Here is a 22763-nt window from a genome sequence, read left to right as displayed (position 1 = left end):
GGTACCGACCTGATGTTTAGCCGAATCACAACCCTCGTGCTCGCCGTGGCCCTGGTCGTGGCAGGCTTCTGGGGCTATCGCGAGCACAAAGAGAAACAAGCGATGCTAATCAAAGCGGAGAACCAGTATCAGCGCGCCTTCCATGATCTCAGCGACCGCATGAACCTGCTGCAGGACCAGCTCGGCAAGTCGCTGGCGATCAACTCGAAAAAGCAGCTTACCCCGTCGCTGACCGAAGCGTGGCGGCTGGCAGCCGAAGCGCGCAGCGATGTCGGGCAACTGCCTCTGTCCTTGATGCCGTTTAACAACACGATGGAGTTCATCAACGACGTCGGCAATTTCGCCTATCGGACGGCGGTGGACCACGACGGCAAGGAAGGTCTGAACGATCATGAATTCCAAACGCTGAACGAACTGTACAAACGCTCGAAAAAGCTGGAGAACCAGCTGGCGGACGTGCAGTCGAAGGTGATCAAAAACAACCTGCGCTGGATGGACGCAGAACTGGCGCTCTCCCAGACCGAGAAGAAGACGGACAACCAGATCGTCGATGGTTTCCGGTCGATGGAAAAGACGGTCAAGAACAACACGCCGCTCAACTTCGGTCCTACCTTGATGGGCATGAAGAATCGCAGCCGGATGGAAGTGAAAAATCTGACCGGCCAGCAGGTGACCGAAGCGCAAGCGGCACAAGTGGCTGCGCAGTGGCTCGGCCGCAGTTCCACCGAAGGGATCGTCGCGCAGAAGAACGGCAAAGGTGCGCCGTTCCCTTCCTACACCGTGACGGCGGCGCAGCAGGGCCGCCGGCAAGCGATCTTCACCGTCACGATCAAAGGCGGGAAAGTCACCAACATGCTGAACGACCGCACGGTGACCGAAGAGAAGCTCGACTTGAGCCAAGCGTCGCAAAAGGCGCTCGCCTATCTGAAAAAATTCGGCATGGGTGACGATCTGGAAGTCGTGAACATCGAAACGCATGACAACATCGGCGTCTATGACATCGTGCCGCGCCAAGACGGCGTCCGCCTTTACCCGGACAAGATCACGGTGCAGGTGGCGCTCGATAACGGAGAGATCCTCGGCGTCAACTCGCGCGAATACGTGTTTAACCACCGTCCGCGGACGCTGGCTAAGCCCAAAATCACCGAAGCGCAGGCGCGCACCTACGTCTCGCCGCGGGTCAAACTGCAGGAGATCCAACTCTCCGTGGCGCACAACGTGGTCAATGAAGAAGTGCTCGCCTATGAGTTTGTGGGGACTATGGACCGCGACACCTACAAAGTATATATCTCCGCGCTCAACGGCGACGAGGTTGGTATCGAAAAGCTGAACTGACAGCGCAAAAATAGGAGGGGCGTCCGCCTCTCCTTTTTCTTTGCTTTCCGATTGTGGCGGTCCCGTCACTTGCTGTCCAAATATTCCTGCACGCCTTCTGCGATCGCTTGTGCCAATTGGCGCTGATACGGCGGCGAGATCAGCTTGCTGCGGTCGCCGGAGATGTTCAGGTAGCCGCACTCGATGATCAGAGCCGGGATGTTCTGATTGCGCAGCAGATAGTAGTTGGCCGCTTTGGCATCGCGCTTGGTCATGCCGGGCAGGGCATGGAGTTTTTTCTGAATGATTTCAGCCAGCTTTTTCGCTTCCGGCAAATCGGCGGGGTAAAACACTTCCGCGCCGCCCCGCGTGGCGAGCGGCGAGACGTTGGCATGCAGGGAGATGTACATCGTCGCCCCCTGCTCAAACGCCATGTTCACCCGCCGCGCAAGGTCGGAGCGTTTGGCGGTGATGCCGCGCAAGCCGGGCTGTGCAAAGTCGATATCGGTACTGCGGGTCATCACAGCGGGAATCATTTGATCGGCGAGCTCTTTTTGCAGCTCTTTGCCGATCGACAGGGCGAGATCCGCTTCCCGCAGACCATCGGACAGCACGCCGGGATCATAGCCGCCGTGTCCGGGATCGATCATCACATAAGCCGGCCATTTGCCGGGCACGGTGAGCGCCTTTTTGGCGGGGGAAAGAGGACTGACCAGAAAGGCGGCGAATACTAGAATGAGGAAGAGCGGAAGAGCATAATGCCAAAATCGTTTCATAAGCAGCTCTCTCTCCTTGTCCAAAAACTTTCTTTACAGGTCTATTCATGACGAGAGGCAAACATTCGTATCTTATACGAGAGGAACGAGTACTGGGAGAACATATCCCATGGAGAGTGATAGATTTGGCATACCCCGTTATCGGCCAGGCGATTACCTTGGAAATCGCTGACGGCTATTTTTCCGGTCGCTATCAGGCGCGGGTGCAGGACATGGAGACGAACAGCCTCTTCATCGACATCCCGCTCAAGCACGGCTCAAAATACCCGACCAATCTGCCGACCGGACAGCAGGTGCTGGTGCAATACCGGACGACAGACGGTGCCCTGTGCACATTCCAGTCTGCCGTGCAGGGCCGGGATGTGCGGCAGATTTCGCTCTTGCAGTTGCACAAGCCGGAGTCTTCACAAATTCGCCGCTTCCAGCGCCGCGAGTTTCTGCGCGTGCCGATCCTGGCCACCTTTCATCTGGTGTTCGTCGACAGCGAGTCAAAAGAAGTTCTCACCGCCGATGCGAACGGATGCGACATCTCCGGCGGCGGCCTGTCCTTGCGGGTGCGGCAGGAACTGCCGGTGCGCCGCGACGACATCATCGGGTTCCGCTTCCAACTGCCGTTGGAAGGGCGAACGCATGAGATCGTCGGCAAAGCGCGCGTGATTCGCGTGGCGCCGGTTGACAGTAACGGCTGGAAGCTGGTGTCGCTGAAGTATTTCGAGATCCAGGAGCGAGAGCGCCAGCGGATCGTTCAATATTCGTTCCACCGGCAGATCGAACTGCGTGAAAAAGGGTTGTTGAAACGATAGGCCTGAAGTATGAAATCCCCAGGACTTGCATAGGATGAAACGTATCTGGGGGTGGTACAAGTTGGAACAAAGACGCCAGCAAACGTATGAAGAGCGCTTTTTGCGCGCTTACGAACGACTGGAAAAACCGCTGTTCAGACTGATCCTGATCGGCTTTGCATTGATCCTGATCGGGCAGCTGGCTCTCTCCACACCGCAGGGGCGGCAGTTTTTGTCCGCCACCGACCGGATGGAAGGGCAGCGTTCCGCAGGCGTGATGCCGGCGGCGGCGACCGAGAAATCGAATGCGAAGCTGACGATCCGAGCGATCGAGCCGAAAGGGTCGCTCGCCAAAGTCTGGGTTGAGGTCAACGGCGTTCCGGCCGGAAACTTTCATAACGCAGAAGCGACCGTCTCCGTCAAGCAAGGGGACGTGGTGACGGTGGACACGTCCGAGCTGCCGGGTGTGTACCGCTTTGAAGTCGATCACGACAATCCGGAGATTTCCTATCCGGTGCCCGGCATGCTCGTCGAGGCGATGGAAGGGCAGCTGGCAGAAGTGGGTCCGGTCCACTTTATGAAGTAAGTTTGAACAGACTTTCCTTTTGTTGCACCTGCTGCGGCCGATATGTTACTATCAATATTGATAAGATTGACAATTGAAAAGTCGCGCATGAGAAGCGGGCGAAGCCTGCTTTTTGTGTTCATCAGGAGGCATAGTTAACTGTTATGAAACCATTACGCGTGGCTCTTGACGGCCCGGCAGGCGCCGGGAAAAGCACGGTGGCGAAGCAGGCGGCGAAGGCGCTTGGCCTGACGTATGTGGACACCGGAGCGATGTACCGCGCCATCACGTGGAAAGCCTTGCAAGAGAAGATCGACCCTACAGACGAAGCAGCCTTGACAGAGCTTTCAAACCGTGTGCAGATCGGCTTTCAACTCACGCCGGAAGGACAAGATGTCTTCCTCGACGGCGCGGAGATCACCGAAGCGATCCGCACGCCGGAAGTCACAGGCAACGTCTCGGCCGTCTCGGCCGTGGCAGGCGTTCGCGAGGCGATGGTCAAGCTGCAGCAGAACATCGCGGCGGAGACCGGCGTTTTGATGGATGGACGGGACATCGGCACCGTCGTGCTGCCCGATGCAGACGTCAAGATCTGGCTGACCGCATCGGTCGAAGAACGGGCGCAGCGCCGCTACAACGAGCTGGTCGCCAAAGGCCAGACCCTCGACTTCGAACAGCTGAAAGCAGATATTGAGCGCCGTGACCGTCTCGACAGCGGCCGCGAGCATTCCCCGATGAAGATGGCGGAGGATGCGGTGGTTTTGGATACGACCGGTCTGTCGATCGAACAGGTCATCGCCAAGATCTTGGAGATCTGCAACTCCGCAGACGCACAGAAATTCTAGGGGGCGTATACTATGGTGTTGTATCGCTTACTCCGGGCGCTATTTCGCGGATTGTTCCGCGTCTTTTATAGATGGCAGGTGAGCGGCAGGGAGAACATTCCGCCCACGGGCGGGCTCATCGTCTGTGCCAATCACATTTCCAACTTCGATCCGCCGGTCGTCGGTTCCGCGATGGAGCGTCCATTGGCCTTCATGGCGAAAGACTCGCTGTTCAAGATTCCGGTGGTCGGCACGGTGATCCGCAATGTCGGCGCGTTTCCCGTCAAGCGGGGCGCCGGGGACCGCGGCGCGATCCGCGCGTCGCTGGAGATTCTCGCGGCGGGCAAAGCGCTGTGCCTGTTTCCGGAAGGCACCCGCTCGCAGTCGGGCGAGGTTGGCAAAGGGCAGGGCGGTGCTGCGATGCTTGCGCTGCGGTCGGGCGCAGAAGTCGTTCCCGCCGCGATCATCGGACCGTACCGCCTGTTTCATCCGCTCAAGGTCGTCTACGGCAAGCCGGTCGATCTGTCGGAATTTCGAGGACAGAAGACGAACAGCGAACTGATCGACAAAGCGACGGAGCGGATCATGGAAGACATCCGCCTGCTTCTGCAGCAACACCGCTAGCAGCGCCGGTTCGTATGGAAAGGCTGCCGTCGTATCATACTAGTTGATGTTACCAAACGTTCTCATACTCATTTTATCTGGAGCTGTCCTTTTACCGGAGAGGAATAGGTAATCATGGGAGTCGTCCGAGTCTCATAAATACCGTCCCTATAAATCAACGATTCAAAGCGTTTGTTTGTTCAAGGCGCTAGGCGAATAGGAGGTAATTCCATGGTAGAAGACATGAAAGAGCTTGATCTCGTCACATTTCAAAAAGGTGACGTGGTGAAGGGCCGGATCGCAAAGATCGAAGATGGTCAGGCGCTTGTAGATGTGGGGTTCAAATACGACGGTGTGATTCCGATTGGCGAACTCGCGCCGGTGCGCGTGGAAAATGTCGGCGACGTTGTGCAAGTCGGCGACGAAGTTGAGGTGAAAGTCCTGCGCATCAACGATGAGGAAGGCAAGATCATTCTTTCCAAAAAAGCGGCCGATGCGGTTAGCGCCTGGGATGATCTGGAGCAAAAGTTCAACAGCGGCGATGTGTTTGAAGTGAAAGTGCTCGATGTTGTCAAAGGCGGCCTCGTCGTCAATGTCGGCGTGCGCGGCTTTATTCCGGCTTCTCTGGTCGAGCGTCATTTTGTGGAGGATTTCTCCGACTACAAAGGCCGCACGTTGCGCGTGAAGATCGTCGAGTTCGACCGCGAAGAAGGCAAGGTGATCCTGTCGCAGAAGGCGGTGCTGGATCAGGAAGCGGAGCAACAGAAGGAAGGCCGCCTGCATGAGATCCAGCCGGGCCAGACGCTGACCGGCACGGTGCAGCGCATCACGTCGTTTGGCGCGTTTGTCGATCTTGGCGGCGTGGACGGTCTGGTCCACATTTCCGAGATGGCGCATCACCGCGTGGAAACGCCTGCCGACGTTGTGAAGGAAGGCGACACGGTGCAGGTGAAAGTGCTGAAGGTCGACCCGGCTGCCGGCCGCGTATCGCTGTCGATCAAGGCGGCATCGCCGGGTCCGTGGAGCGGCGTGGAATCGAAGTTCCAAGTCGGCGACATCGCGACCGGCACGGTGAAACGTCTGGTCTCCTTCGGCGCGTTTGTCGAGCTGCTCCCGGGCGTGGAAGGTCTGGTGCACATCTCGCAGGTCGCCAACCGTCATGTGGCGACGGCCGATGAAGTGCTGGAAGTCGGCCAGGAAGTGAAGGTGAAGGTGCTCGACGTGAGCGAGGCGGATCAGCGCATCTCACTGTCGATCCGCGAGGTGGAAGGTGACCGTGGCCGCCGCGAAGTGGAGACCTATGTGAAAGAAAACAACATGAACAACGATCAGGGCGGCCTGGGGACGCTGGGCGATGTGTTTGGCGACCTGTTCAAAAAATAATCTTTTGTAAGCGAGGGAAAGCTTGTGTCGATTGAACAGCGCAAGTTGGATCATGTGCGGTATGCACTGGAACTGCCGATAACGGGAAGCACGGGCTTTTCCGATCTGAGTTTTGTGCACCGCGCCTTGCCCGAGAGCGACCTTGCGGATATATCCCTTGCAACTTCCATCGGCGGACTGGATCTCAGTTCGCCGATTTTGCTTAATGCGATGACCGGCGGTGCGGGGCCGACGGAAGCGATCAACGGGAAACTGGCCGAATTGGCCAAGCGGACGGGGATTGCGATGGCGGTCGGCTCGCAGCGCGCCGCGCTGAAGGACCCGGCTCTGGTGTCGACGTACCGCATCGTGCGTGACGTGAATCCGGACGGGGTCATCATTGGCAACTTGGGAGCAGGGGCAACCGTAGAGGACGCGAAGCGAGCGGTGGAGATGATCGGGGCCGATCTGCTTCATTTGCATCTGAATGCAGCGCAAGAGCTGACGATGCCAGAAGGGGACCGCAGCTTTTCCGGGCTGGTGGACAAGATCCGGCAGGTGGTAGAAGGCGTCAGTGTGCCGGTGATCGTCAAAGAAGTCGGCAACGGGATGAGTTTGGAAACGTTCCGGCTGCTGGCCGAGATTGGGGTGCAGGCGGTCGATGTGGCCGGACGGGGCGGCACGAATTTTGTTGCGATTGAGAATCAGCGGCGGAGCGGTCTGCAGTTTCAGCACCTGGAGAGCTGGGGGCAGACGACGGCGGTGTCGCTGTTGGAAGCGCAAGAGTTTGTACATAGGTTCGACCTGATCGGCTCGGGCGGGGTGCTGAGTGCGCATGATGCGGCGAAGTGTCTCGCGCTGGGGGCGAAGGCGGTAGGACTGGCCGGTGCTGTCTTGCGTCCGCTGATGGAGCAGGGCGTGGAGCAGGCGGTGGAGCTGGTGGAACATCTGCACAGCGAACTGCGGGCGATCGTGACGCTGCAAGGCTGCAAGAGCGTGCTGGAGCTGGCGGAGCGGCCGTTGATCGTGCGCGGGGAGACGGCAGAATGGTGCCGCCTGCGCGGGGTGGCGTTGGAGCCGCTCGCAAGACGCGGACTGTAAGTTTCGGGAAAGGGGTATGCGAGTATGGCGGAGATCGAACTGAACACGTTTTCGATCGTGGCCCGCGACCCGGAGACGGGGCGTTTTGGCATCGCGGTGACCACGAAGGCGCTGGCGGTCGGGTCGCTGTGCCCGTTTGCGAAGCCCGGTGTGGGCGCGGTGGCGACGCAGGCGAGGGTGAATCCGGCATTGGGGCCCAAAGGACTGCGGCTGTTGGAGCACGGGCTGTCGGCGGAAGAGACGCTGCAGGAGCTGCTGCAGCATGATCCGGGTCGGGAGTACCGACAACTCGGCATCGTCGACCGCTACGGGCGGAGTGCGGCGTGGACGGGTGCTGAAGTGAATGACGGGAAGGCGCACGTGGTTCATGAGAACTTCGCGGTGCAGGGTAACTTGTTGACCGGTGCGGCCGTTGTCCATGCGACGGCTGCGGCGTTCAGCGGTTCAAATGCTCCTTTCGCGGAACGTTTGCTGAAAGCGCTGGAAGCTGGTCAGTATGCGGGCGGGGACAAGCGGGGGAAACAGTCGGCTGCGCTTTTGGTGGTGGATACGGAAGATTTTCCTTATATTGATTTGCGTGTGGATGACAATCCGGAGCCGGTGAAGGAGCTGCGGCGGATCTACGAGATTCATAAGAACGGATTGTTGGCGAGCTATCAGGAGTGGGTTGATGCCACGCGCAGCGGCGTTGTTTTGGACAGCACGGCAAAACCTAATGAGGACAAGAGCTGACGTCTGATGGGCTCGGGTGGTGCGGTCCGGGCGGGACATGCTCCGGGTTCACGGTGAAATCTGAACCCTTTGATTGAGTAAAACCGTTTTAGAGGAAGGGTATAAGATTTCAATTTCACCACTCCGCATATCCCGCCCTCCCCGGAGGAAGTCGGAGGCTTGATTTTAAGGATGGTAAAGCGCCTGTGGCCATTGGGTGGCTGCAGGCGCTGTTTTTAGAGATGATGTTGAAGTTCGCGCAGTTGCTGGATGTTGAGGTCGGCAGGGGGAAGATTCTCCGGCCAGGAAATGCCGTTTGAGAACCAGGCTGTGCTCATGCCCGCGTTTCTGGCACCTGCGATGTCATTGCTGGGATGGTCGCCTACGAATAGACATTCTTTTGGGGACAGCCCAAGGCGCTGGGCAGCGCGGTAAAAGATGGCTGGATCGGGCTTGCGGAGCTGCTCGTGCTCTGAGATGAGGATCGTGTCGACCAGTCTGGGGAGCCCGAGGGCTTCGATATTCTGCTGCTGGAACAGGGTCTCGCCGTTGGTGACGATGCCGAGCTTGTAGTTGTTGGCCCGGAGGTTCGTTAGGAGTTCGTGCAGGTCAGGAAAAGCGGTCGAGTGCTTGGCAAAGCCGATGCGGTAGTCGTGAAGGAGCTGATCAGAGGTCAGACCTTTAACGCTCCACTCGGCGATGAGCTGGCTGTAGACGACGCTTTTATGGACATATCCGCGCTCATCAAGTTCGAGGAAGCGCGCTTCGAATTGGCGATAGGGGATCGCCTGGAAATACGGGCGATAGCGGGCATATTGGTCTTGGAGGAAGCGTTTCAGCGAAGCTGAGCGGTCGAGGAGTGTTTCGTCGAGGTCGAAGAGAATGCCGCGAATCATCTGATTGTTCCCACCTTTCGTGTTGAGTCTATTATAGCGAAAAATAGGACTTGCGGATGGGATTTATGCGTGGTATATTACCAATTGTCGCTGTCTGGTGATTCGTCAATTTTCTACAAAATTCGACGTTAGGTTTGCTTCGGACCGGTATTGCCCCTGGTCGTCGAAGCTGCATATAGATCTTCCCCGATCAAAGTCCTGTGCCGCCCAAAGGTATAGGGCTTTTTTGGCATTTCTTGCAAACGTATACCCCCACCAAGGATCGGTAAAACTGACAGCATACTGATCGTTTTGCCTGTTTTGTGCCTGGAAAGGGGGGCTTTTGGTGAATCCGGGCGTTGTTTCCAACATCACTTTGATCGTATTTGTGATCCTCTGTATGACCGGATGGGGGGAGAAGACGCTTCGCGACGGTCGCCTGTCGCCGAAACTGGCCGTCTGCGGGCTGGTCTTGTACGTGTTCGCTTCAGGCATGACGTTTGACGGCCCGCTGGCGTCGCGCTGGAATGTCGGGGGCCTCTTGTTCCCGCTGGTGCTGACGCTCTGGTCGCTGACGCTGTTCAAGTCGTGGCAGCACCGCCTGCAATACCTGCTCGGCGTGCTGACCGTCGCGGTGGCGCTGCTCGTGCTGATGACACTGGTGCCGCTCGATCCCGCCTTTTTTATTTTGGACGCCGATGTGCTCTATCCGTTGACGGCGCTGATCATCTCGGTGCTCAGCGTGAAACGGCCGTTTGTCGCGCTGTCGATCGCCTGGGTCGGCCTGATGGCCGCCGCCAGCGTCGACCCGTTTTTGCACCGCGCCTTTGAGCTGCAGGGCACGGTGTTTGGCGGCGGCGAAGTCCGCGATATGCTGGCGTTGACCGGCGCCGGCGTGCTGGCCGTCCACGGGCTGTATCACAAGGGCGCCAACTTTGTGATCGGTCTGGTCAAGGGCTGGCGCGAACGACGCTCGGAAGGAGGCCCGGAACATGCATGAGTATACGCTGATCATCCTCGTCGGCGCTCTGAGCGGAATTGCCTGCCGCATGAATCTGCTCAAGACCGATTATCGGCAATACCCGACGTACCCGCACGGCATCATCATTCACCTCGCGCTTGGCGTGATCGCTTCGGGCCTCGGGGCCGTGCTCGTCGCGACGCTGTTGAAGCGGGACTATACCGCCGTGACGTTTCTGACGCTCGCCGCCCAGCAGTTCCGCGATGTGCGCAACATGGAACGCCAGATGCTGACCAACGTCGACGAGTTGGAGCTGGTGCCGCGCGGCACCACGTATATCGAAGGGATTGCGATGGCGTTTGAAGGGCGCAATTACCTCGTGATCGCCACCTCGTTTTTTGCCGCGCTGACCACGTACTTTTTTCACTGGTGGGGCGGCATCGTCGTCGGTTTGATCTGCATCTGGTTCTCGTCGTGGTTCATGTCGGGCAAGGCGCTCGCCTCGATCGTGAACATCAAGGAGGCGAAGGTGACGTTTGACGGGCCGAATCTGTTTGTCGATGATGTGCTGATCTACAACACGGGCCTCAAGGACACGCAGGAGCGGATCCTGCAAAACGGGATGGGATTTATTCTTGAACCGAAAAATGCCAACGGCAACGTGTCGCTCGGCAACCAAGGGCAGCGGCAGGCGATTCTGCACGACGTCTCGACGATCCTCGGCGTCTACCGCGACTCGGGGGAACCGTCGCTCGTGCCGCTGTCGAAGCGGGATCTCAAAACGGGTCGGCTGGCCCTGTTCCTGCTCCCGATGGACCGCGATGCGAAGAAGGCGCGCGAGATCATTGAGCGGGTACCGGTGCTGGAGAATTCGTACCGCAAACCGCTGAAGGCGGAAGTGAAGCCGGACCGCCAGCTGTAATCTGAAAGGAGGCACAGGCTCCCATGTCGACCGTGAACAATTTCATCCTCGCCGTCTGCACGACGCAAAAGGAGAGCGTCGGCGGCTCCGGGCCGATTTTTTATTGTCCGAATGACGAGGAGCTGCAAAAGACTGCGCTGTATCTGGAGAAGATCCTCGATGCCATGGCGCACGAGATTCGGCCCGGCACGATGATCCTGGTGAAGCACTGATGAAACATCGGGTCTACTACGACAACGGCGAAGGGGTCGCCGCCATGCTCACGGCGGCGATTCGCCTGCAGCTGTTGCCGCAGGAGGAACTGCCCGATCGGGCGCACCTCGCAGATTTTTTGGCCCGGCATGTACCCCAGGCAGGAGCGCCGGGCGCGGTGTGTCTGCTCGGTGAAGACGGCGGGGAGCGGGTGTACTGGTGCGGGCTCGGCGGCATGGCAGCGATCGTGGTGCGGACGTGGCGCCATTTTTTGCATCTCTATCGGCAGCAGCAGGAGGCGTTCACGTTTTGCAGTGTGCCGGTGCCGCAGCGCCGCCGCTGGAAACGGGGAGAGCAGTTGCTCAGAAAAGGCCGGCGCGAGGAGAGCAGGCAGCTGTTGGCCAAAGCGGCGGTACAGGAGTACGCCGTTTTTTTGACCGTTTTGATGTCCGAATGGCAGGAGGGGTAGACGATGCATGTCATCTATCACTGTTATGGCAGTGCTCACTCGTCTGTCGTCGCGGCGGCGATCCACCTCGGGCGGCTGCCGGACGACCGCGTGCCGGAGAAGGGCGAAGTGCTGCAGCTCGGCGATTATGATCAGGTGGAAACGTGGCAGATCGGGACGCTTTTTTTCAAAGGGCATGACGAGTGGGGCAACCCGGTCTATGCGCTCGGGCTCGGCAAGGAGTCCAGGCGCAGCAAGCGGGCTGTCGTGACGCTGCTGGAGCATCTGCAGGTCGACACGTCTCAGCTCTTTTTCAATGAAGCGCTGCCGCACATTAATCGCTTTGCCAAGATCGGCGGGGCCTTGTCTCGCCGGTACGGGATGGTCGGCTGGGGGCGTCCTTTGTCGGCGTTTGGCATCCGCACAGGCTACTGGCGGATCGTCCGATTTGTCGAGCAGGTGAAGGCGGAAGAACAGCAGCGGATGGAGGGATTGGGCAGAAACGGTTGACGTACCAATCTTTATTAGAGGATAATAGTAAACTGGGCAAACGTTCTATAGAAACAAAGGAAAGGCAGGGATTTTGCCATGCCAACACCAGTGGTTGCGATTGTAGGCCGGCCGAACGTCGGGAAATCCACCTTGTTTAACCGTCTCGCCGGGGAGCGCATCTCCATCGTCGAGGACCGGCCGGGTGTGACCCGCGACCGAATTTATGCGAGTTCGGAATGGTTGGAGCATAAGTTTCGTATGATTGATACAGGCGGGATCGAAGTCGGGGAAGAAGACGAGATCCTGTTCCGCATCCGCGAACAGGCGGAACTGGCGATGAACGAAGCGGACGTGATCATCTTCCTTGTCGACGGACAAGACGGGGTGACCAACGCCGACAAAGAAGTGGCGCAGATTTTGTATCGTACGCGCAAGCCGATCGTGCTCGCGGTCAATAAATTGGACAACCCCAACATGATGCAGTCTGTCTATGACTTTTACGAGCTCGGCTTCGGCGAGCCGTTTGGCATCTCCACCTCGCACGGGACGGGCCTTGGCGACATGCTGGATGAAGTCGCGAAGAACTTCCCGGAAGACTACGATGCCACCTATCCGGAAGATGTGATCAAGGTGTCGATGATCGGGCGTCCGAACGTCGGCAAATCATCGCTCGTCAACTCGCTGCTCGGCGAGGAACGCGTCATGGTCTCCGAGATCGCCGGCACGACCCGCGATGCGGTCGACACCGAGTTCCAGTACGATGGCCAGGACTTCGTCTTGATCGACACCGCCGGGATGCGCAAGCGCGGCAAGGTGTATGAGAACACGGAGCGCTATTCGGTGATGCGCGCAATGTCGGCGATCGAGCGCAGCGATGTCTGCTGCCTGGTCATCAACGCCGAAGAAGGCATCATCGAGCAGGACAAGAAGATCGTCGGTTATGCGCTGGAAGCGGGTCGCGCGATCCTCATCCTCGTCAACAAATGGGACGTCATTGAGAAGAACGACAAGACCGCGATCGAGTTTGAAAAGCAGATTCGCAAGGAGTTTCCGTTCATGCCGTGGGCGGAAGTGCTGTTCGTATCTGCGAAGACGAAACAGCGGGTACATAAGATCCTCGGCATGGTCAAACAGGCGGCGGAGAATCACTCGATGCGGATTCCGACGTCGACCGTCAACTCGATCATCGAAGACGCGGTGACGATGGTGGCACCGCCGACCGACAAAGGCAAGAAGTGCCGCGTTTACTACTCGACGCAGGTCGCAGTGCGCCCGCCGTCGTTCGCGGTCTTTGTCAACGATCCGGAGTTGATGCACTTCTCCTATGAGCGCTATCTGGAGAACAAGCTGCGCGCCGCTTTTGGATTCGAAGGCACGCCGATCAAGCTGTTCATCCGCAAGCGCAAGCAGGACGAAAAAGACTAACACCGGGAGAGAGCAAGAGGGGAAACGGGGGAGAGAATGTGGCAGCCTTTTTTGTCATGTTGACTGCCTATTTGCTCGGGTCGATATCCACATCGACCCTTCTGGCGAAAAAATTCGCGGGGATCGACATCCGCGATCACGGCTCCGGCAATGCCGGGGCGACGAACACGATGCGCGTTCTCGGGCCGAAGTTGGCCGGGATCGTGCTGCTGCTCGATGCGCTCAAAGGCGTCCTCGCCGTGCTGATCGGCAAATGGCTGGCTGTGCCGGAACTGTTTGTCGCCGGTGCTGCGGTCGTCGTGATCCTCGGCCATAATTGGCCGGTCTTCTTCCGCTTTCGAGGCGGGAAAGGGATCGCGACGACGATCGGCGCGGTGCTGGCATTGGTGCCCGTCCCGGCGCTGATCGCCGGAGCGTTCGGGCTGATGATGCTGTACTGGTTGCGCTATGTATCACTGGCCGCGCTGGTGTTTACCGCGCTGTTGCCGCTGTTCACCTATCTGCTGCACGCGCCGCACGAATACGTGTGGTTCACGTCAGCGGCGTTTGTGCTGTCCTTGTGGCGGCACCGTTCGAACATCGGCCGGCTGGTGGCCGGGAGAGAGAACAAGCTGGGAGCGAAAACGTAAGGGGGGACCCCTTGATGCAACATGTAGCTGTCATCGGGGCAGGGAGCTTCGGCACGGCGCTGGCCAATGTGCTGGCCGACAAAGGGTGCGAAGTCGACCTGTATGCACGCCGTCAAGAACAGGCGGATGAAATCAACCGAGACCATACGAACAGCCGCTATCTGCCGGATGTGACTCTCCATGCAGGGATTCGCGCATCTGCTGACATCGCGGAAGTGGTGCGGGACAAAAAATGGGTGCTGGTCGTCACCCCGTCCTCGGTGTTCCGGGATACGCTGCAGCGCATGCGGCCGCACCTCGATCCGGATGTTCGCGTCGCGCATGCGACCAAAGGCTTCGACCTCGACACCGGGCAGCGGATGACAGAGGTGATGGAAGAAGTGCTGGCGGAGATCGATCCGGGGCGCTTCGCCGTCATCTCCGGCCCGTCGCACGCCGAAGAGGTGTCGCGGCGGATTCCGACCACCGTCGTCTCCGCCTCGCGCAGCCAACGCACGGCTGAAGGCTTCCAAGATCTGCTGATGACGCCGTATTTTCGCGTCTACACCAACCCGGACGTCATCGGCACAGAGATCGGCGGGGCGCTGAAGAACATCATCGCACTCGGCGCCGGCATCTCCGACGGCCTCGGCTACGGGGACAACACCAAGGCTGCGCTGATGACGCGCGGTATCACGGAGATCGTGCGCCTCGGCGTGTCGATGGGCGCGTCGCAGATGACCTTGACCGGGCTGGCCGGGGTCGGTGATCTGATCGCCACCTGCACGTCGCTGCACAGCCGCAACTATCGGGCCGGCTTCGCGCTGGGACAAGGCAAGAGCCTGCAGGAAGTGCTCGACCAGATGGGCATGGTCGTCGAAGGCGTGCGCGCGACGAAAGCTGCGTACAAGATCGCAGCGGAGCGCGGCGTGGAGATGCCGATCACCGATGCCTTGTACAACCTGCTGTTCGCTGGCAAATCGCCGCGCGTGGCGGTGGAAGACCTGATGGGTCGCCGCCGCAGCCACGAGATGGAAGAAGTCGCTTCGGCCGTGCCGCTGACTTGGGAATCCTAAGTGTTGTGAGACAGCGGTATGATCTGGTACAATAGGCGATAGTTTGGAAACTTTTTTTGATGGTGCAAGGAGGAATCATTGTGAGCAACGTACCGAGCGATTTGAAGTATAGCAAAGAACACGAATGGGTACGCGTTGACGGCAACCGCGCATATATCGGGATCACCGATTTTGCACAGTCCGAACTGGGTGACATCGTTTTCGTGGAGCTGCCGGAAGATGGCGGCGAAATCACGGCGAACACCACGTTTGGCACGGTTGAGTCGGTCAAGACCGTATCGGACCTCTACGCGCCGGTTTCCGGCAAAATCGTGGAAATCAACGCTGCGCTGAACGACGCGCCGGAGAAAGTCAACGAATCTCCGTATGAAGACGCTTGGATGCTGGTCGTGGAACTGACGGATACTGCGGAGCTGGACAACCTGTTGTCTGCTGACGAGTACACCGCGCTGATCTCCAAGTAGGCTGTCTGCAATGGAAACGTGGCGCGTTTTGAATACTGGATTCTCGGGTCCCGCCTGGAACATGGCGGTCGATGAAGCCATTCTAAACGCTCATAGTCGGGGGCTTGTGCCTCCGACTATTCGTTTTTTTGGCTGGGACCCGGCGACCCTGTCGATCGGCTATTTTCAGCGTTCGGCGAAAGAGGTTAATTTTGACGCATTACAAGCCAAGGGCCTCGGCTTCGTGCGCCGCCCGACCGGCGGGCGCGCGGTGCTGCACGATCAGGAACTGACCTACTCGGTGATCGTCTCCGAGTCGCATCCGATGATGCCGACGTCGGTCAACGAAAGCTACCGCGTCTTGTCGATGGGGCTGTTGGAAGGGTTCCGCGAACTGGGCTTGCAGGCGGAGATGGTCTCGCTCGCCGACGAAGAGGAGAAGAAGAAGTTCGAGTCGATGGGCTCGGCAGCCTGCTTCGATTCGCCGTCGTGGTACGAGCTGGTCGTCGAAGGCCGCAAGGTGGTCGGCAGCGCCCAGGTGCGGCAATTGCATACGATTCTGCAGCACGGCTCGATTCTCTTAGATCTTGACGCGGAGCTGCTGTTCTCCGTGCTGACGTTTTCCTCCGAGCGCATCCGAGAGCGGATGATGGAGACGTTCAAAGAGCGCGCCGTGTCGATCAAGGACTTTTCCGGCCAGGTGATCTCCTACGAGCAGGCCGTCACAGCGTTCACCACCGGGTTCGCGCGCGGGCTTGGCGTGCAACTGGAAGCGGCGGGGCTGACTCCGTTTGAGCAGGAGCTGGCCGAGCAGTTGGTGCGTGACAAATATGGCGCAGATTCGTGGAATTATAGAAAATAACCTGACATATCATGACATTCGGGAGGCAATCTTCCCGGATGTCTTTTTTTTTGTGAAAAGGGATACGGGGGCTTGTTCTACTTCTCCATACCGCGTCATAGAGTAGAACCATAGCACATCCCAAGAGGGTTGGACAAAATCGCGGAGCCTGATCAGCATAATCTCGTTCCCGGGTCATATACATGTACTGTCCAATTGGGAGAGTTTGAGTTTCGGCTTTGATAGATGCCGTATTCGCCTTTCAAGGGGAGGGATCGGCTCACGGGGTTCGCGTACAGAGTCATCGCCGATCAGAATAAGGAGGGAACAGAGTGGAAAAGTTCGACATTTTCAAAGACATCGCGGAACGGACCGGAGGCGACATCTATCTGGGTGTCGTGGGCCCTGTCCGTACGGGGAAATCTACTTTTATCAAGAAGTTTATGGAGCTGATCGTCCTTCCGAACATCAAGGAAGAGGCGGACCGCGTACGCGCAACAGACGAGTTGCCGCAATCGGCTGCCGGAAAGACCATCATGACCACCGAGCCGAAATTCATCCCGAACCAGGCGGTTGAAATCGGCGTTGCAGAAGGGCTGGACATCAACGTCCGCCTCGTGGACTGCGTAGGCTATTGCGTCGAAGGCGCACGCGGCTACGAAGATGAAAACGGCCCGCGCATGGTCACGACGCCGTGGTTCGACGAGCCGATTCCGTTCCAGGAAGCGGCCGAAGTCGGTACGCGCAAAGTCATCGCGGACCACTCGACGATCGGTCTGGTCGTCACCACCGACGGTTCGATCGCCGAGATCGACCGCGACTCCTACATCGAAGCGGAAGAGCGCGTCATCGCGGAACTGAAAGAGATGGGCAAACCGTTTGTTATCGTCATCAACTCGACCGAACCGCACTCTGAGCGCGCCGAAGCGCTGCGCCAAGAGCTGATGGAAAAATACGACCAGCCGGTCATCGCGCTGTCGGTGCAGGGGATGCGCCAGGAAGACATCATGAACGTCCTGCGCGAAGCTCTCTACGAGTTCCCCGTACACGAAGTCAACGTCAACCTCCCGAGCTGGGTGATGGTGCTCGACCAGGAGCACTGGCTGCGCTCCAACTTTGAAGAATGCGTCCGCGAGACGGTCAAAGACATCCGCCGCCTGCGCGACATCGACCGCGTGGTCGCACACTTCGGCGAATTTGAGTTCGTCGCCCGTGCGGCGCTGGCGAACATGGATATGGGTCACGGTGTGGCCGACATCGACCTGATCGCGCCCGATGAGCTGTACGATCAAGTGCTGACCGAAGTGGTCGGCGTGGAGATCCGCGGCAAAGACCACCTGCTGCAGCTGATGAAAGACTTCACCTACGCCAAACGCGAATACGACAAAGTGGCCGAAGCGTTGCGCATGGTGCGCCTGACCGGGTACGGGATCGCGCCGCCGGTGCTGGAAGAAATGACGCTCGACGAGCCGGAGCTGATCCGTCAAGGCTCCCGCTTCGGGGTGCGCCTGAAGGCGACCGCGCCGTCGATCCACATGATCCGCGTCGATGTGGAAAGCGAATTCGCACCGATCGTCGGCACGGAGAAGCAGTCGGAAGAGCTGGTGCGCTACCTGATGCAGGACTTCGAAGAAGATCCGCTCAAGATCTGGGATTCTGACATCTTCGGCAAATCGCTGGCTGCGATCGTGCGCGAAGGCATCTCGGCGAAGCTCTCGATGATGCCGGAAAACGCGCAGTATAAGCTGAAAGAAACCTTGGAACGCATCATCAACGAAGGCAGCGGCGGACTGATTGCGATCATTCTTTAATCGAAATACCGCACAGAAGCACAGGATTTCCTGTGCTTTTTTGCGCTTCTCAGCCGTATAAAATGAGTCAAAAGTCCCGATGCTAGGGTCGTAACTAGACATTTGATAAAACATGCCATATAATGACCCATAGATTCTGATAGAAACCTTTGGCAGACACGTATAGAATCGCGTTTTCTTGCTAACAAAGGTAATAGCAGAGGAGGTGTAATAGGTCATGAACAAGACAGATCTGGTCAACCTCGTAGCTGAAAAGGCGGACCTTTCCAAGAAGGATGCTGCGAGCGCGGTAGATGCAGTGTTCGACGGTATCGTAGAAGCGCTGGCATCCGGTGACAAGGTGCAACTGATCGGCTTCGGCAACTTCGAAGTCCGTGAGCGTTCCGCTCGCAAAGGTCGCAACCCGCAAACCGGCGAAGAGATCGATATCGCTGCAGCGAAGGTTCCGGCATTCAAACCGGGCAAGCAATTCAAAGATTCCATCAAGTAATATACATACAAAAAGAGTCTCGCAGCGAAGAGGCTCTTTTTTATTGCATTCTTCTCTCAACTTTCTTGTCGTATTGCAGGAATGTTCGCGCAAATCGTGGAACTAGTAGTACGTGAGTAAACGAATCACTGAGGAGCATCGAGGAGGTTTGCAGCATCATGACCATTGACAAAGCATACGAACAACAAGTGAAAGCCTTCACACTAGATGTGCCGGAGATGTACAACTTTGCGAAGCAGGTGGACGACTACGCGGACTTGCATCCCGACCAGCTCGCCGTGCATTGGGAGAACGAAGCTGGCGACGTTTTGCAGCTTACATACGGAGCGCTGAAGACAGCGTCCAACCGCTGGGCGAACGCGGTGCAGAAGCTCGGCCTGACCCGCGGCGCCCGCGCGATCGTGCTGCTGCCGCGCTCGCTGGAAGCGTACATCGTCTACCTCGGCCTGATCAAATCGGGCACAGTCGTCATGCCGGGCTCGGAGATGCTGCGCCCGAAAGATATCGAATACCGCGCCAACCACGCCGGAGCCCAAGCGGTGATCGCCTTTGGCGACATCACCTCCGAAGTCGACCAGATCCGCGAGCAGTGCCCGACCCTGACCACCTTCGTCATCGTCGGCAGTGAGAAAGCGGGCTGGACGTCGTACGAAGCGCTCGTCGCCGACGAATCCACCGAGTTCACGGCGGTCGAGACCCGCTCCGACGAGATGGCGTTCCTGTCCTATACATCCGGCACCACCGGCGGCCCGAAAGGCGTCATCCACACGCACGCCTGGCCGTACGCACATCAAAAAATTTCTGCAACGTACTGGTTTGACGTGCAGCCGGGCGAGATGGCCTGGGCGACGGCAGGACCGGGCTGGGCGAAATGGATCTGGAGCCCGTTCGTCTCCATCCTCGGCAAAGGCGGCACCGCGTTCGTCTACGCCGGCCGCTTCAACCCGGAAACGTACCTCAGCCTGCTCGCCAAGCACCCGATCGCCGTGTTGTGCTCGACGCCGACCGAATACCGCTTGATGGCGAAAGTCGACAACATGGAGCGCTTCAAGCCGCAGGCGCTGCGCAGCGCCTGCTCCGCCGGGGAGCCGTTGAACCGCGAAGTGATCGACGCGTTCCAAAAGCACCTTGGCATCACCGTCCGCGACGGCTACGGCCAGACGGAGAACTCGCTGCTCGTCGGCAACTTTGTCGGTCTTGATGTTCGTCCCGGCTCGATGGGCCGTCCGTCGCCGGGCGTGAACATCGGGATCATCGACGAAGACGGCAACGTCGTGCCAACCGGCTCCGTCGGCGACATCGCTGTGCACAAAGACGCGCCGATCCTCTTCCAAGGCTACCTGAACGACGCCGAGCGCACCGGACGCGCGTTCCGCGGCGACTGGTATGTCACCGGTGACCAAGGGAAAGTCGACGCAGACGGCTACATCTGGTTCGAAGGACGTGCGGACGACATCATCATCTCGTCCGGCTACACGATCGGGCCGTTCGAAGTGGAAGACGCGCTCGTGCAGCACCCGGACGTTGCCGAGTGCGCAGCGGTCGCAGCGCCCGACCCGGACCGCGGTCACATCGTCAAAGCGTTCGTCGTGCTCAAGCGCCCGGAACAGGCGTCTGACGCGAAAGTGAAAGAACTGCAAGAGCATGTCAAGAACCTGACCGCTCCTTATAAATATCCGCGCGCCATCGAATTTGTTGACAGCTTGCCGAAGACCACGTCGGGCAAGATCCGCCGCGTCGAACTGCGCGCTGCGGAACGAGACAAAGCGCGCTAATCGCTGATTGGAGGCAACCATACATGCGCAGTGATCGTTTGATCCACACCTTTTCCATCGTCGCCTGCGACCCCAAAACGGGGGAGATCGGCGTCGCCGTCGCTTCGAAATTTTTAGCGGTCGGCTCGATCGTGCCATGGGCACAGGCTAACGTCGGCGCGGTGGCGACCCAGTCTTGGGCGAACACCGGTTTTGGCCCGGACGGTCTGAAGCTGCTCGCGGAAGGCAAGACAGCGCAGGAGACGCTGCAACTGCTTTTGGCAAATGATGAAGGCAAAGACTGGCGCCAGGTCGGCATCGTCGACCGCCACGGCAACGCAGCGGCGTTTACCGGCAAAGAGTGCCACGACTTCGCCTTCCATCACATCGGCGAAGGCTTCACCTGCCAGGGCAACCTGCTGGCCGGGCCGGAAGTGCTCGACGCGATGGCAATCTCCTTCCAGTATGCGCGCGGCGATCTGGCCGACCGCCTGCTGGCAGCGCTGATCGCAGGCGACGAAGCGGGCGGCGACAAGCGTGGCAAGCAAGGGGCTGCCTTGTACGTCGTGAAAGAAAAAGGTGCGTATGACGGCCACATCGACCGCTATGTCGACCTGCGCGTCGATGACCATCCGGCGCCGACGCAGGAACTGAAGCGCCTGCTCAAGCTGCACCGCCTGTACATGGGGGAGACCGACCCGAACAAGCTGCGCCCGATTGAAGGCGACGTGCTGAACGAGCTGGTCGGGCACCTGACCCGCATGGAGTACCTGACAGCGGACGGTGCGTACAGCAGCTACGACGACGTGGTGAAAAAAGCGTTGCAGGACTACTGCGCCGTTGAAAATTTTGACACGCGCTGGCGGGAAGACAGCCAGATCGACGAGGAAATCTTGGAGTTCATGCGCTCCAAATAACCGCATATCATTGTACAGTGAGGGGGAGCCGATTTTGGGAAGAGGCTCCCCTTGTGTTATCATGAAAGGAGCAGACAATCCGGGAAATTCGAATCGAGCGAAGGAGGGAACCGATGAGCCGTAACTTGATGCGCAGGTGTTACACAGTTGTTCTGGTTCTGTTTATGCTGCTTGGAATGGGGAATCTCGCCGCGGCGGAAGGACAGGTACAAGCCATCTACACGGCACCTGACGGAATGGTGCTCACCAGTTACTCTCCGAAATGGAACGAAGCAAAATTGAAGGCGTTGCATGGGGAATTGCTGCAGAATACACATGGGGATGAGATCGAACTGCTCAACGCCTTGGAGGTCTATGACGGCTATCCGCATGGCAAAGGCGTGGCCGGGCAGTACATCTTTCAGACGGTGACCGGCGTGTTTCAAGGCAAGCCGAAAATGCGGCCGGGCAAAATCGAGCTGTACGGCGGCAGCGAGCATACCACACCGGCCGCGTTTGCCCATACGTTGGCACATGAATATGGTCACCATGTCACCCATTACTATACCCTTCAGCACGACGGCATCACATTGACCGACAGCAAGCGCTGGCGGGAGACGACCTATGCGAAGATGCGCGGGCTGTCCGAAGACGCGCGGATCAACGTCACGGTAGACACCGAGCACCGCTGGCAGCTGGCCGAAGTGGCGGCGGAAGATTACGTGCAGCTCTTCGGCTCGCCGCTGGCGAAAGCGAAAACGCCGTTCGAGTCGCGGATCGAGCAGACCCTGAACGGCGAGGAGGTCGGCGCGATCTCCTGGAACGGCTCGATGTTCAACGTGCAGCCGCAGGAGAACCTGACCCTGCCGCTGGCGAGCGAAGTGCCCGGTCTGTACGACTATTTCTACTCGCAGATGAAAGGGGAGGGCGGAGCTTTTACCCCGCCGGCCAAGCCGGAGCTGACCTTGGCGTCCTATTCGGAGCAGGGCGATGCCGGCTACCAGCTGCATTTTTCGTGGCACCAGGAAGGCGAGCAAAGTAATTACCACTACACGCTGGTCACCTATCAGGATAACGACCTGCTCGCCGAGCCGGTTGTAACCCGCGAGGCGGACGACCTGCAGGAAGCCCGCTACGGGGCGGTGACGGTGCGCAAGGGCGGATTCATCTACACCTACAAAGAGCCGAAAGCGGAAGGGAAGCGGCATTTTAAGCTCTACGTCTTCGGCAACAACGGCTGGGTGGCAGATTCGGCGGTACTGACCGTCGATATGAACAACCCGAACGAAGTGTCGGTCAACGATGAAAAAGTGATTCCGGTCGAGCACGTCAAAGGGGAGTCGGCGGTCGATCCGGTGTTCGGGATTCCGCAGCTCGATTTTGCCGCCCTGTTTGATCTGAAAGAAATGGGCTGGCTGGACAGCATCCTCGAAGGTCTGACGAAGATTATTGACGGCGTCGCCGATCTTCTGGGCAAACTCTTGTCATAGG

General features: G+C 58.6%; 25 protein-coding genes. 23 read left to right on the top strand and 2 right to left on the bottom strand.

Features of this window, described 5'->3' with window-relative positions; translation table 11 throughout:
• Nucleotides 1-12 precede the first annotated feature (12 nt).
• Nucleotides 13-1335: a germination protein YpeB gene (ypeB, locus tag EV586_RS03005; protein ID WP_132943582.1), complete on the top strand. Its 1323-nt coding sequence runs from the start codon at nucleotides 13-15 to the stop codon at nucleotides 1333-1335.
• 65 nt (nucleotides 1336-1400) lie between these two features.
• On the opposite strand, the gene EV586_RS03000 is transcribed toward ypeB, so the two are convergent.
• Nucleotides 1401-2090, bottom strand: a complete 690-nt coding sequence (locus EV586_RS03000) for an N-acetylmuramoyl-L-alanine amidase family protein (RefSeq protein ID WP_132943581.1) — start codon at nucleotides 2088-2090, stop codon at nucleotides 1401-1403.
• A 125-nt stretch (nucleotides 2091-2215) separates the two neighbouring features.
• Here EV586_RS03000 and EV586_RS02995 point away from each other — a divergent pair, with 125 nt between their 5' ends.
• The 7 genes from EV586_RS02995 (at nucleotide 2216) to EV586_RS02965 (ending at nucleotide 8059) form a co-directional block, all read left to right on the top strand.
• Complete coding sequence (locus EV586_RS02995; protein ID WP_165898193.1) at nucleotides 2216-2893, top strand: flagellar brake protein; 678 nt, start codon at nucleotides 2216-2218, stop codon at nucleotides 2891-2893.
• Between the two features lie 61 nt (nucleotides 2894-2954).
• Nucleotides 2955-3458, top strand: coding sequence for a hypothetical protein (locus EV586_RS02990; protein ID WP_132943579.1), 504 nt, complete (start codon nucleotides 2955-2957; stop codon nucleotides 3456-3458).
• 143 nt (nucleotides 3459-3601) lie between these two features.
• Nucleotides 3602-4282: a (d)CMP kinase gene (gene cmk, locus EV586_RS02985; protein ID WP_132943578.1), complete on the top strand. Its 681-nt coding sequence runs from the start codon at nucleotides 3602-3604 to the stop codon at nucleotides 4280-4282.
• 12 nt (nucleotides 4283-4294) lie between these two features.
• Nucleotides 4295-4885 carry a lysophospholipid acyltransferase family protein gene (locus EV586_RS02980; RefSeq protein ID WP_132943577.1) on the top strand — a complete coding sequence of 197 codons (591 nt, stop codon included), beginning with the start codon at nucleotides 4295-4297 and terminating at the stop codon, nucleotides 4883-4885.
• A 210-nt stretch (nucleotides 4886-5095) separates the two neighbouring features.
• Nucleotides 5096-6247: a 30S ribosomal protein S1 gene (rpsA, locus tag EV586_RS02975; RefSeq protein ID WP_132943576.1), complete on the top strand. Its 1152-nt coding sequence runs from the start codon at nucleotides 5096-5098 to the stop codon at nucleotides 6245-6247.
• A gap of 24 nt (nucleotides 6248-6271) precedes the next feature.
• A complete protein-coding gene (gene fni, locus EV586_RS02970; RefSeq protein WP_132943575.1) occupies nucleotides 6272-7327 on the top strand; it encodes a type 2 isopentenyl-diphosphate Delta-isomerase in 1056 nt (351 codons plus the stop codon).
• A 24-nt stretch (nucleotides 7328-7351) separates the two neighbouring features.
• The gene (locus EV586_RS02965; RefSeq protein ID WP_132943574.1) at nucleotides 7352-8059 is read left to right on the top strand and encodes a DUF1028 domain-containing protein; all 708 of its coding nucleotides are present in this window, start codon (nucleotides 7352-7354) and stop codon (nucleotides 8057-8059) included.
• Nucleotides 8060-8274: 215 nt separating this feature from the next.
• Here the strand turns inward: EV586_RS02965 and EV586_RS02960 are convergent, their stop codons facing one another.
• Complete coding sequence (locus EV586_RS02960; protein WP_132943573.1) at nucleotides 8275-8934, bottom strand: HAD family hydrolase; 660 nt, start codon at nucleotides 8932-8934, stop codon at nucleotides 8275-8277.
• Nucleotides 8935-9259: 325 nt separating this feature from the next.
• Here EV586_RS02960 and EV586_RS02955 point away from each other — a divergent pair, with 325 nt between their 5' ends.
• The 15 genes from EV586_RS02955 (at nucleotide 9260) to EV586_RS02885 (ending at nucleotide 22762) form a co-directional block, all read left to right on the top strand.
• Nucleotides 9260-9913: a YphA family membrane protein gene (locus EV586_RS02955; RefSeq protein ID WP_132943572.1), complete on the top strand. Its 654-nt coding sequence runs from the start codon at nucleotides 9260-9262 to the stop codon at nucleotides 9911-9913.
• A complete protein-coding gene (locus EV586_RS02950) occupies nucleotides 9906-10796 on the top strand; it encodes a YIEGIA family protein (RefSeq protein WP_132943571.1) in 891 nt (296 codons plus the stop codon). Before EV586_RS02955 ends, EV586_RS02950 begins: the two co-directional genes overlap by 8 nt.
• 23 nt (nucleotides 10797-10819) lie before the next feature.
• Nucleotides 10820-11008 carry a capping complex subunit for YIEGIA gene (locus tag EV586_RS02945; protein ID WP_243652904.1) on the top strand — a complete coding sequence of 63 codons (189 nt, stop codon included), beginning with the start codon at nucleotides 10820-10822 and terminating at the stop codon, nucleotides 11006-11008.
• Nucleotides 11008-11457 carry a DUF3189 family protein gene (locus tag EV586_RS02940; protein ID WP_132943570.1) on the top strand — a complete coding sequence of 150 codons (450 nt, stop codon included), beginning with the start codon at nucleotides 11008-11010 and terminating at the stop codon, nucleotides 11455-11457. The genes EV586_RS02945 and EV586_RS02940 overlap by 1 nt, the downstream gene beginning before the upstream one ends.
• A 3-nt stretch (nucleotides 11458-11460) precedes the next feature.
• Nucleotides 11461-11946, top strand: a complete 486-nt coding sequence (locus EV586_RS02935; protein ID WP_132943569.1) for a DUF3189 family protein — start codon at nucleotides 11461-11463, stop codon at nucleotides 11944-11946.
• A 78-nt stretch (nucleotides 11947-12024) separates the two neighbouring features.
• Nucleotides 12025-13353 carry a ribosome biogenesis GTPase Der gene (gene der / locus EV586_RS02930; RefSeq protein WP_132943568.1) on the top strand — a complete coding sequence of 443 codons (1329 nt, stop codon included), beginning with the start codon at nucleotides 12025-12027 and terminating at the stop codon, nucleotides 13351-13353.
• Between the two features lie 38 nt (nucleotides 13354-13391).
• On the top strand, nucleotides 13392-13982 hold the full coding sequence (plsY, locus tag EV586_RS02925; protein WP_347812662.1) for a glycerol-3-phosphate 1-O-acyltransferase PlsY: 591 nt from the start codon (nucleotides 13392-13394) through the stop codon (nucleotides 13980-13982).
• A gap of 11 nt (nucleotides 13983-13993) precedes the next feature.
• Complete coding sequence (locus EV586_RS02920) at nucleotides 13994-15037, top strand: NAD(P)H-dependent glycerol-3-phosphate dehydrogenase (RefSeq protein WP_481937743.1); 1044 nt, start codon at nucleotides 13994-13996, stop codon at nucleotides 15035-15037.
• Nucleotides 15038-15096: 59 nt separating this feature from the next.
• A complete protein-coding gene (gcvH, locus tag EV586_RS02915) occupies nucleotides 15097-15501 on the top strand; it encodes a glycine cleavage system protein GcvH (RefSeq protein WP_132943566.1) in 405 nt (134 codons plus the stop codon).
• Nucleotides 15502-15511: 10 nt separating this feature from the next.
• Nucleotides 15512-16342, top strand: a complete 831-nt coding sequence (locus EV586_RS02910) for a lipoate--protein ligase family protein (protein WP_132943565.1) — start codon at nucleotides 15512-15514, stop codon at nucleotides 16340-16342.
• Nucleotides 16343-16653: 311 nt separating this feature from the next.
• The gene (gene spoIVA / locus EV586_RS02905; RefSeq protein WP_132943564.1) at nucleotides 16654-18132 is read left to right on the top strand and encodes a stage IV sporulation protein A; all 1479 of its coding nucleotides are present in this window, start codon (nucleotides 16654-16656) and stop codon (nucleotides 18130-18132) included.
• A 217-nt stretch (nucleotides 18133-18349) separates the two neighbouring features.
• Entirely contained in the window at nucleotides 18350-18622 is a 273-nt protein-coding gene (locus tag EV586_RS02900; protein ID WP_132943563.1) for an HU family DNA-binding protein, read from the top strand.
• Between the two features lie 158 nt (nucleotides 18623-18780).
• Nucleotides 18781-20397, top strand: a complete 1617-nt coding sequence (locus tag EV586_RS02895; RefSeq protein ID WP_132943562.1) for an acetate--CoA ligase — start codon at nucleotides 18781-18783, stop codon at nucleotides 20395-20397.
• A 23-nt stretch (nucleotides 20398-20420) separates the two neighbouring features.
• The gene (locus EV586_RS02890) at nucleotides 20421-21293 is read left to right on the top strand and encodes a DUF1028 domain-containing protein (RefSeq protein ID WP_132943561.1); all 873 of its coding nucleotides are present in this window, start codon (nucleotides 20421-20423) and stop codon (nucleotides 21291-21293) included.
• A gap of 113 nt (nucleotides 21294-21406) precedes the next feature.
• The gene (locus EV586_RS02885) at nucleotides 21407-22762 is read left to right on the top strand and encodes a hypothetical protein (RefSeq protein WP_132943560.1); all 1356 of its coding nucleotides are present in this window, start codon (nucleotides 21407-21409) and stop codon (nucleotides 22760-22762) included.
• Nucleotide 22763 lies beyond the last annotated feature (1 nt).

The organism is Tumebacillus sp. BK434 (assembly GCF_004340785.1).
In the GTDB taxonomy this organism is placed as follows: Bacteria; Bacillota; Bacilli; order Tumebacillales; family Tumebacillaceae; genus Tumebacillus_A.
The sequence above is the reverse complement of the archived record's forward strand: the minus strand, read 5'-3'. Positions and strand labels throughout refer to the sequence as shown.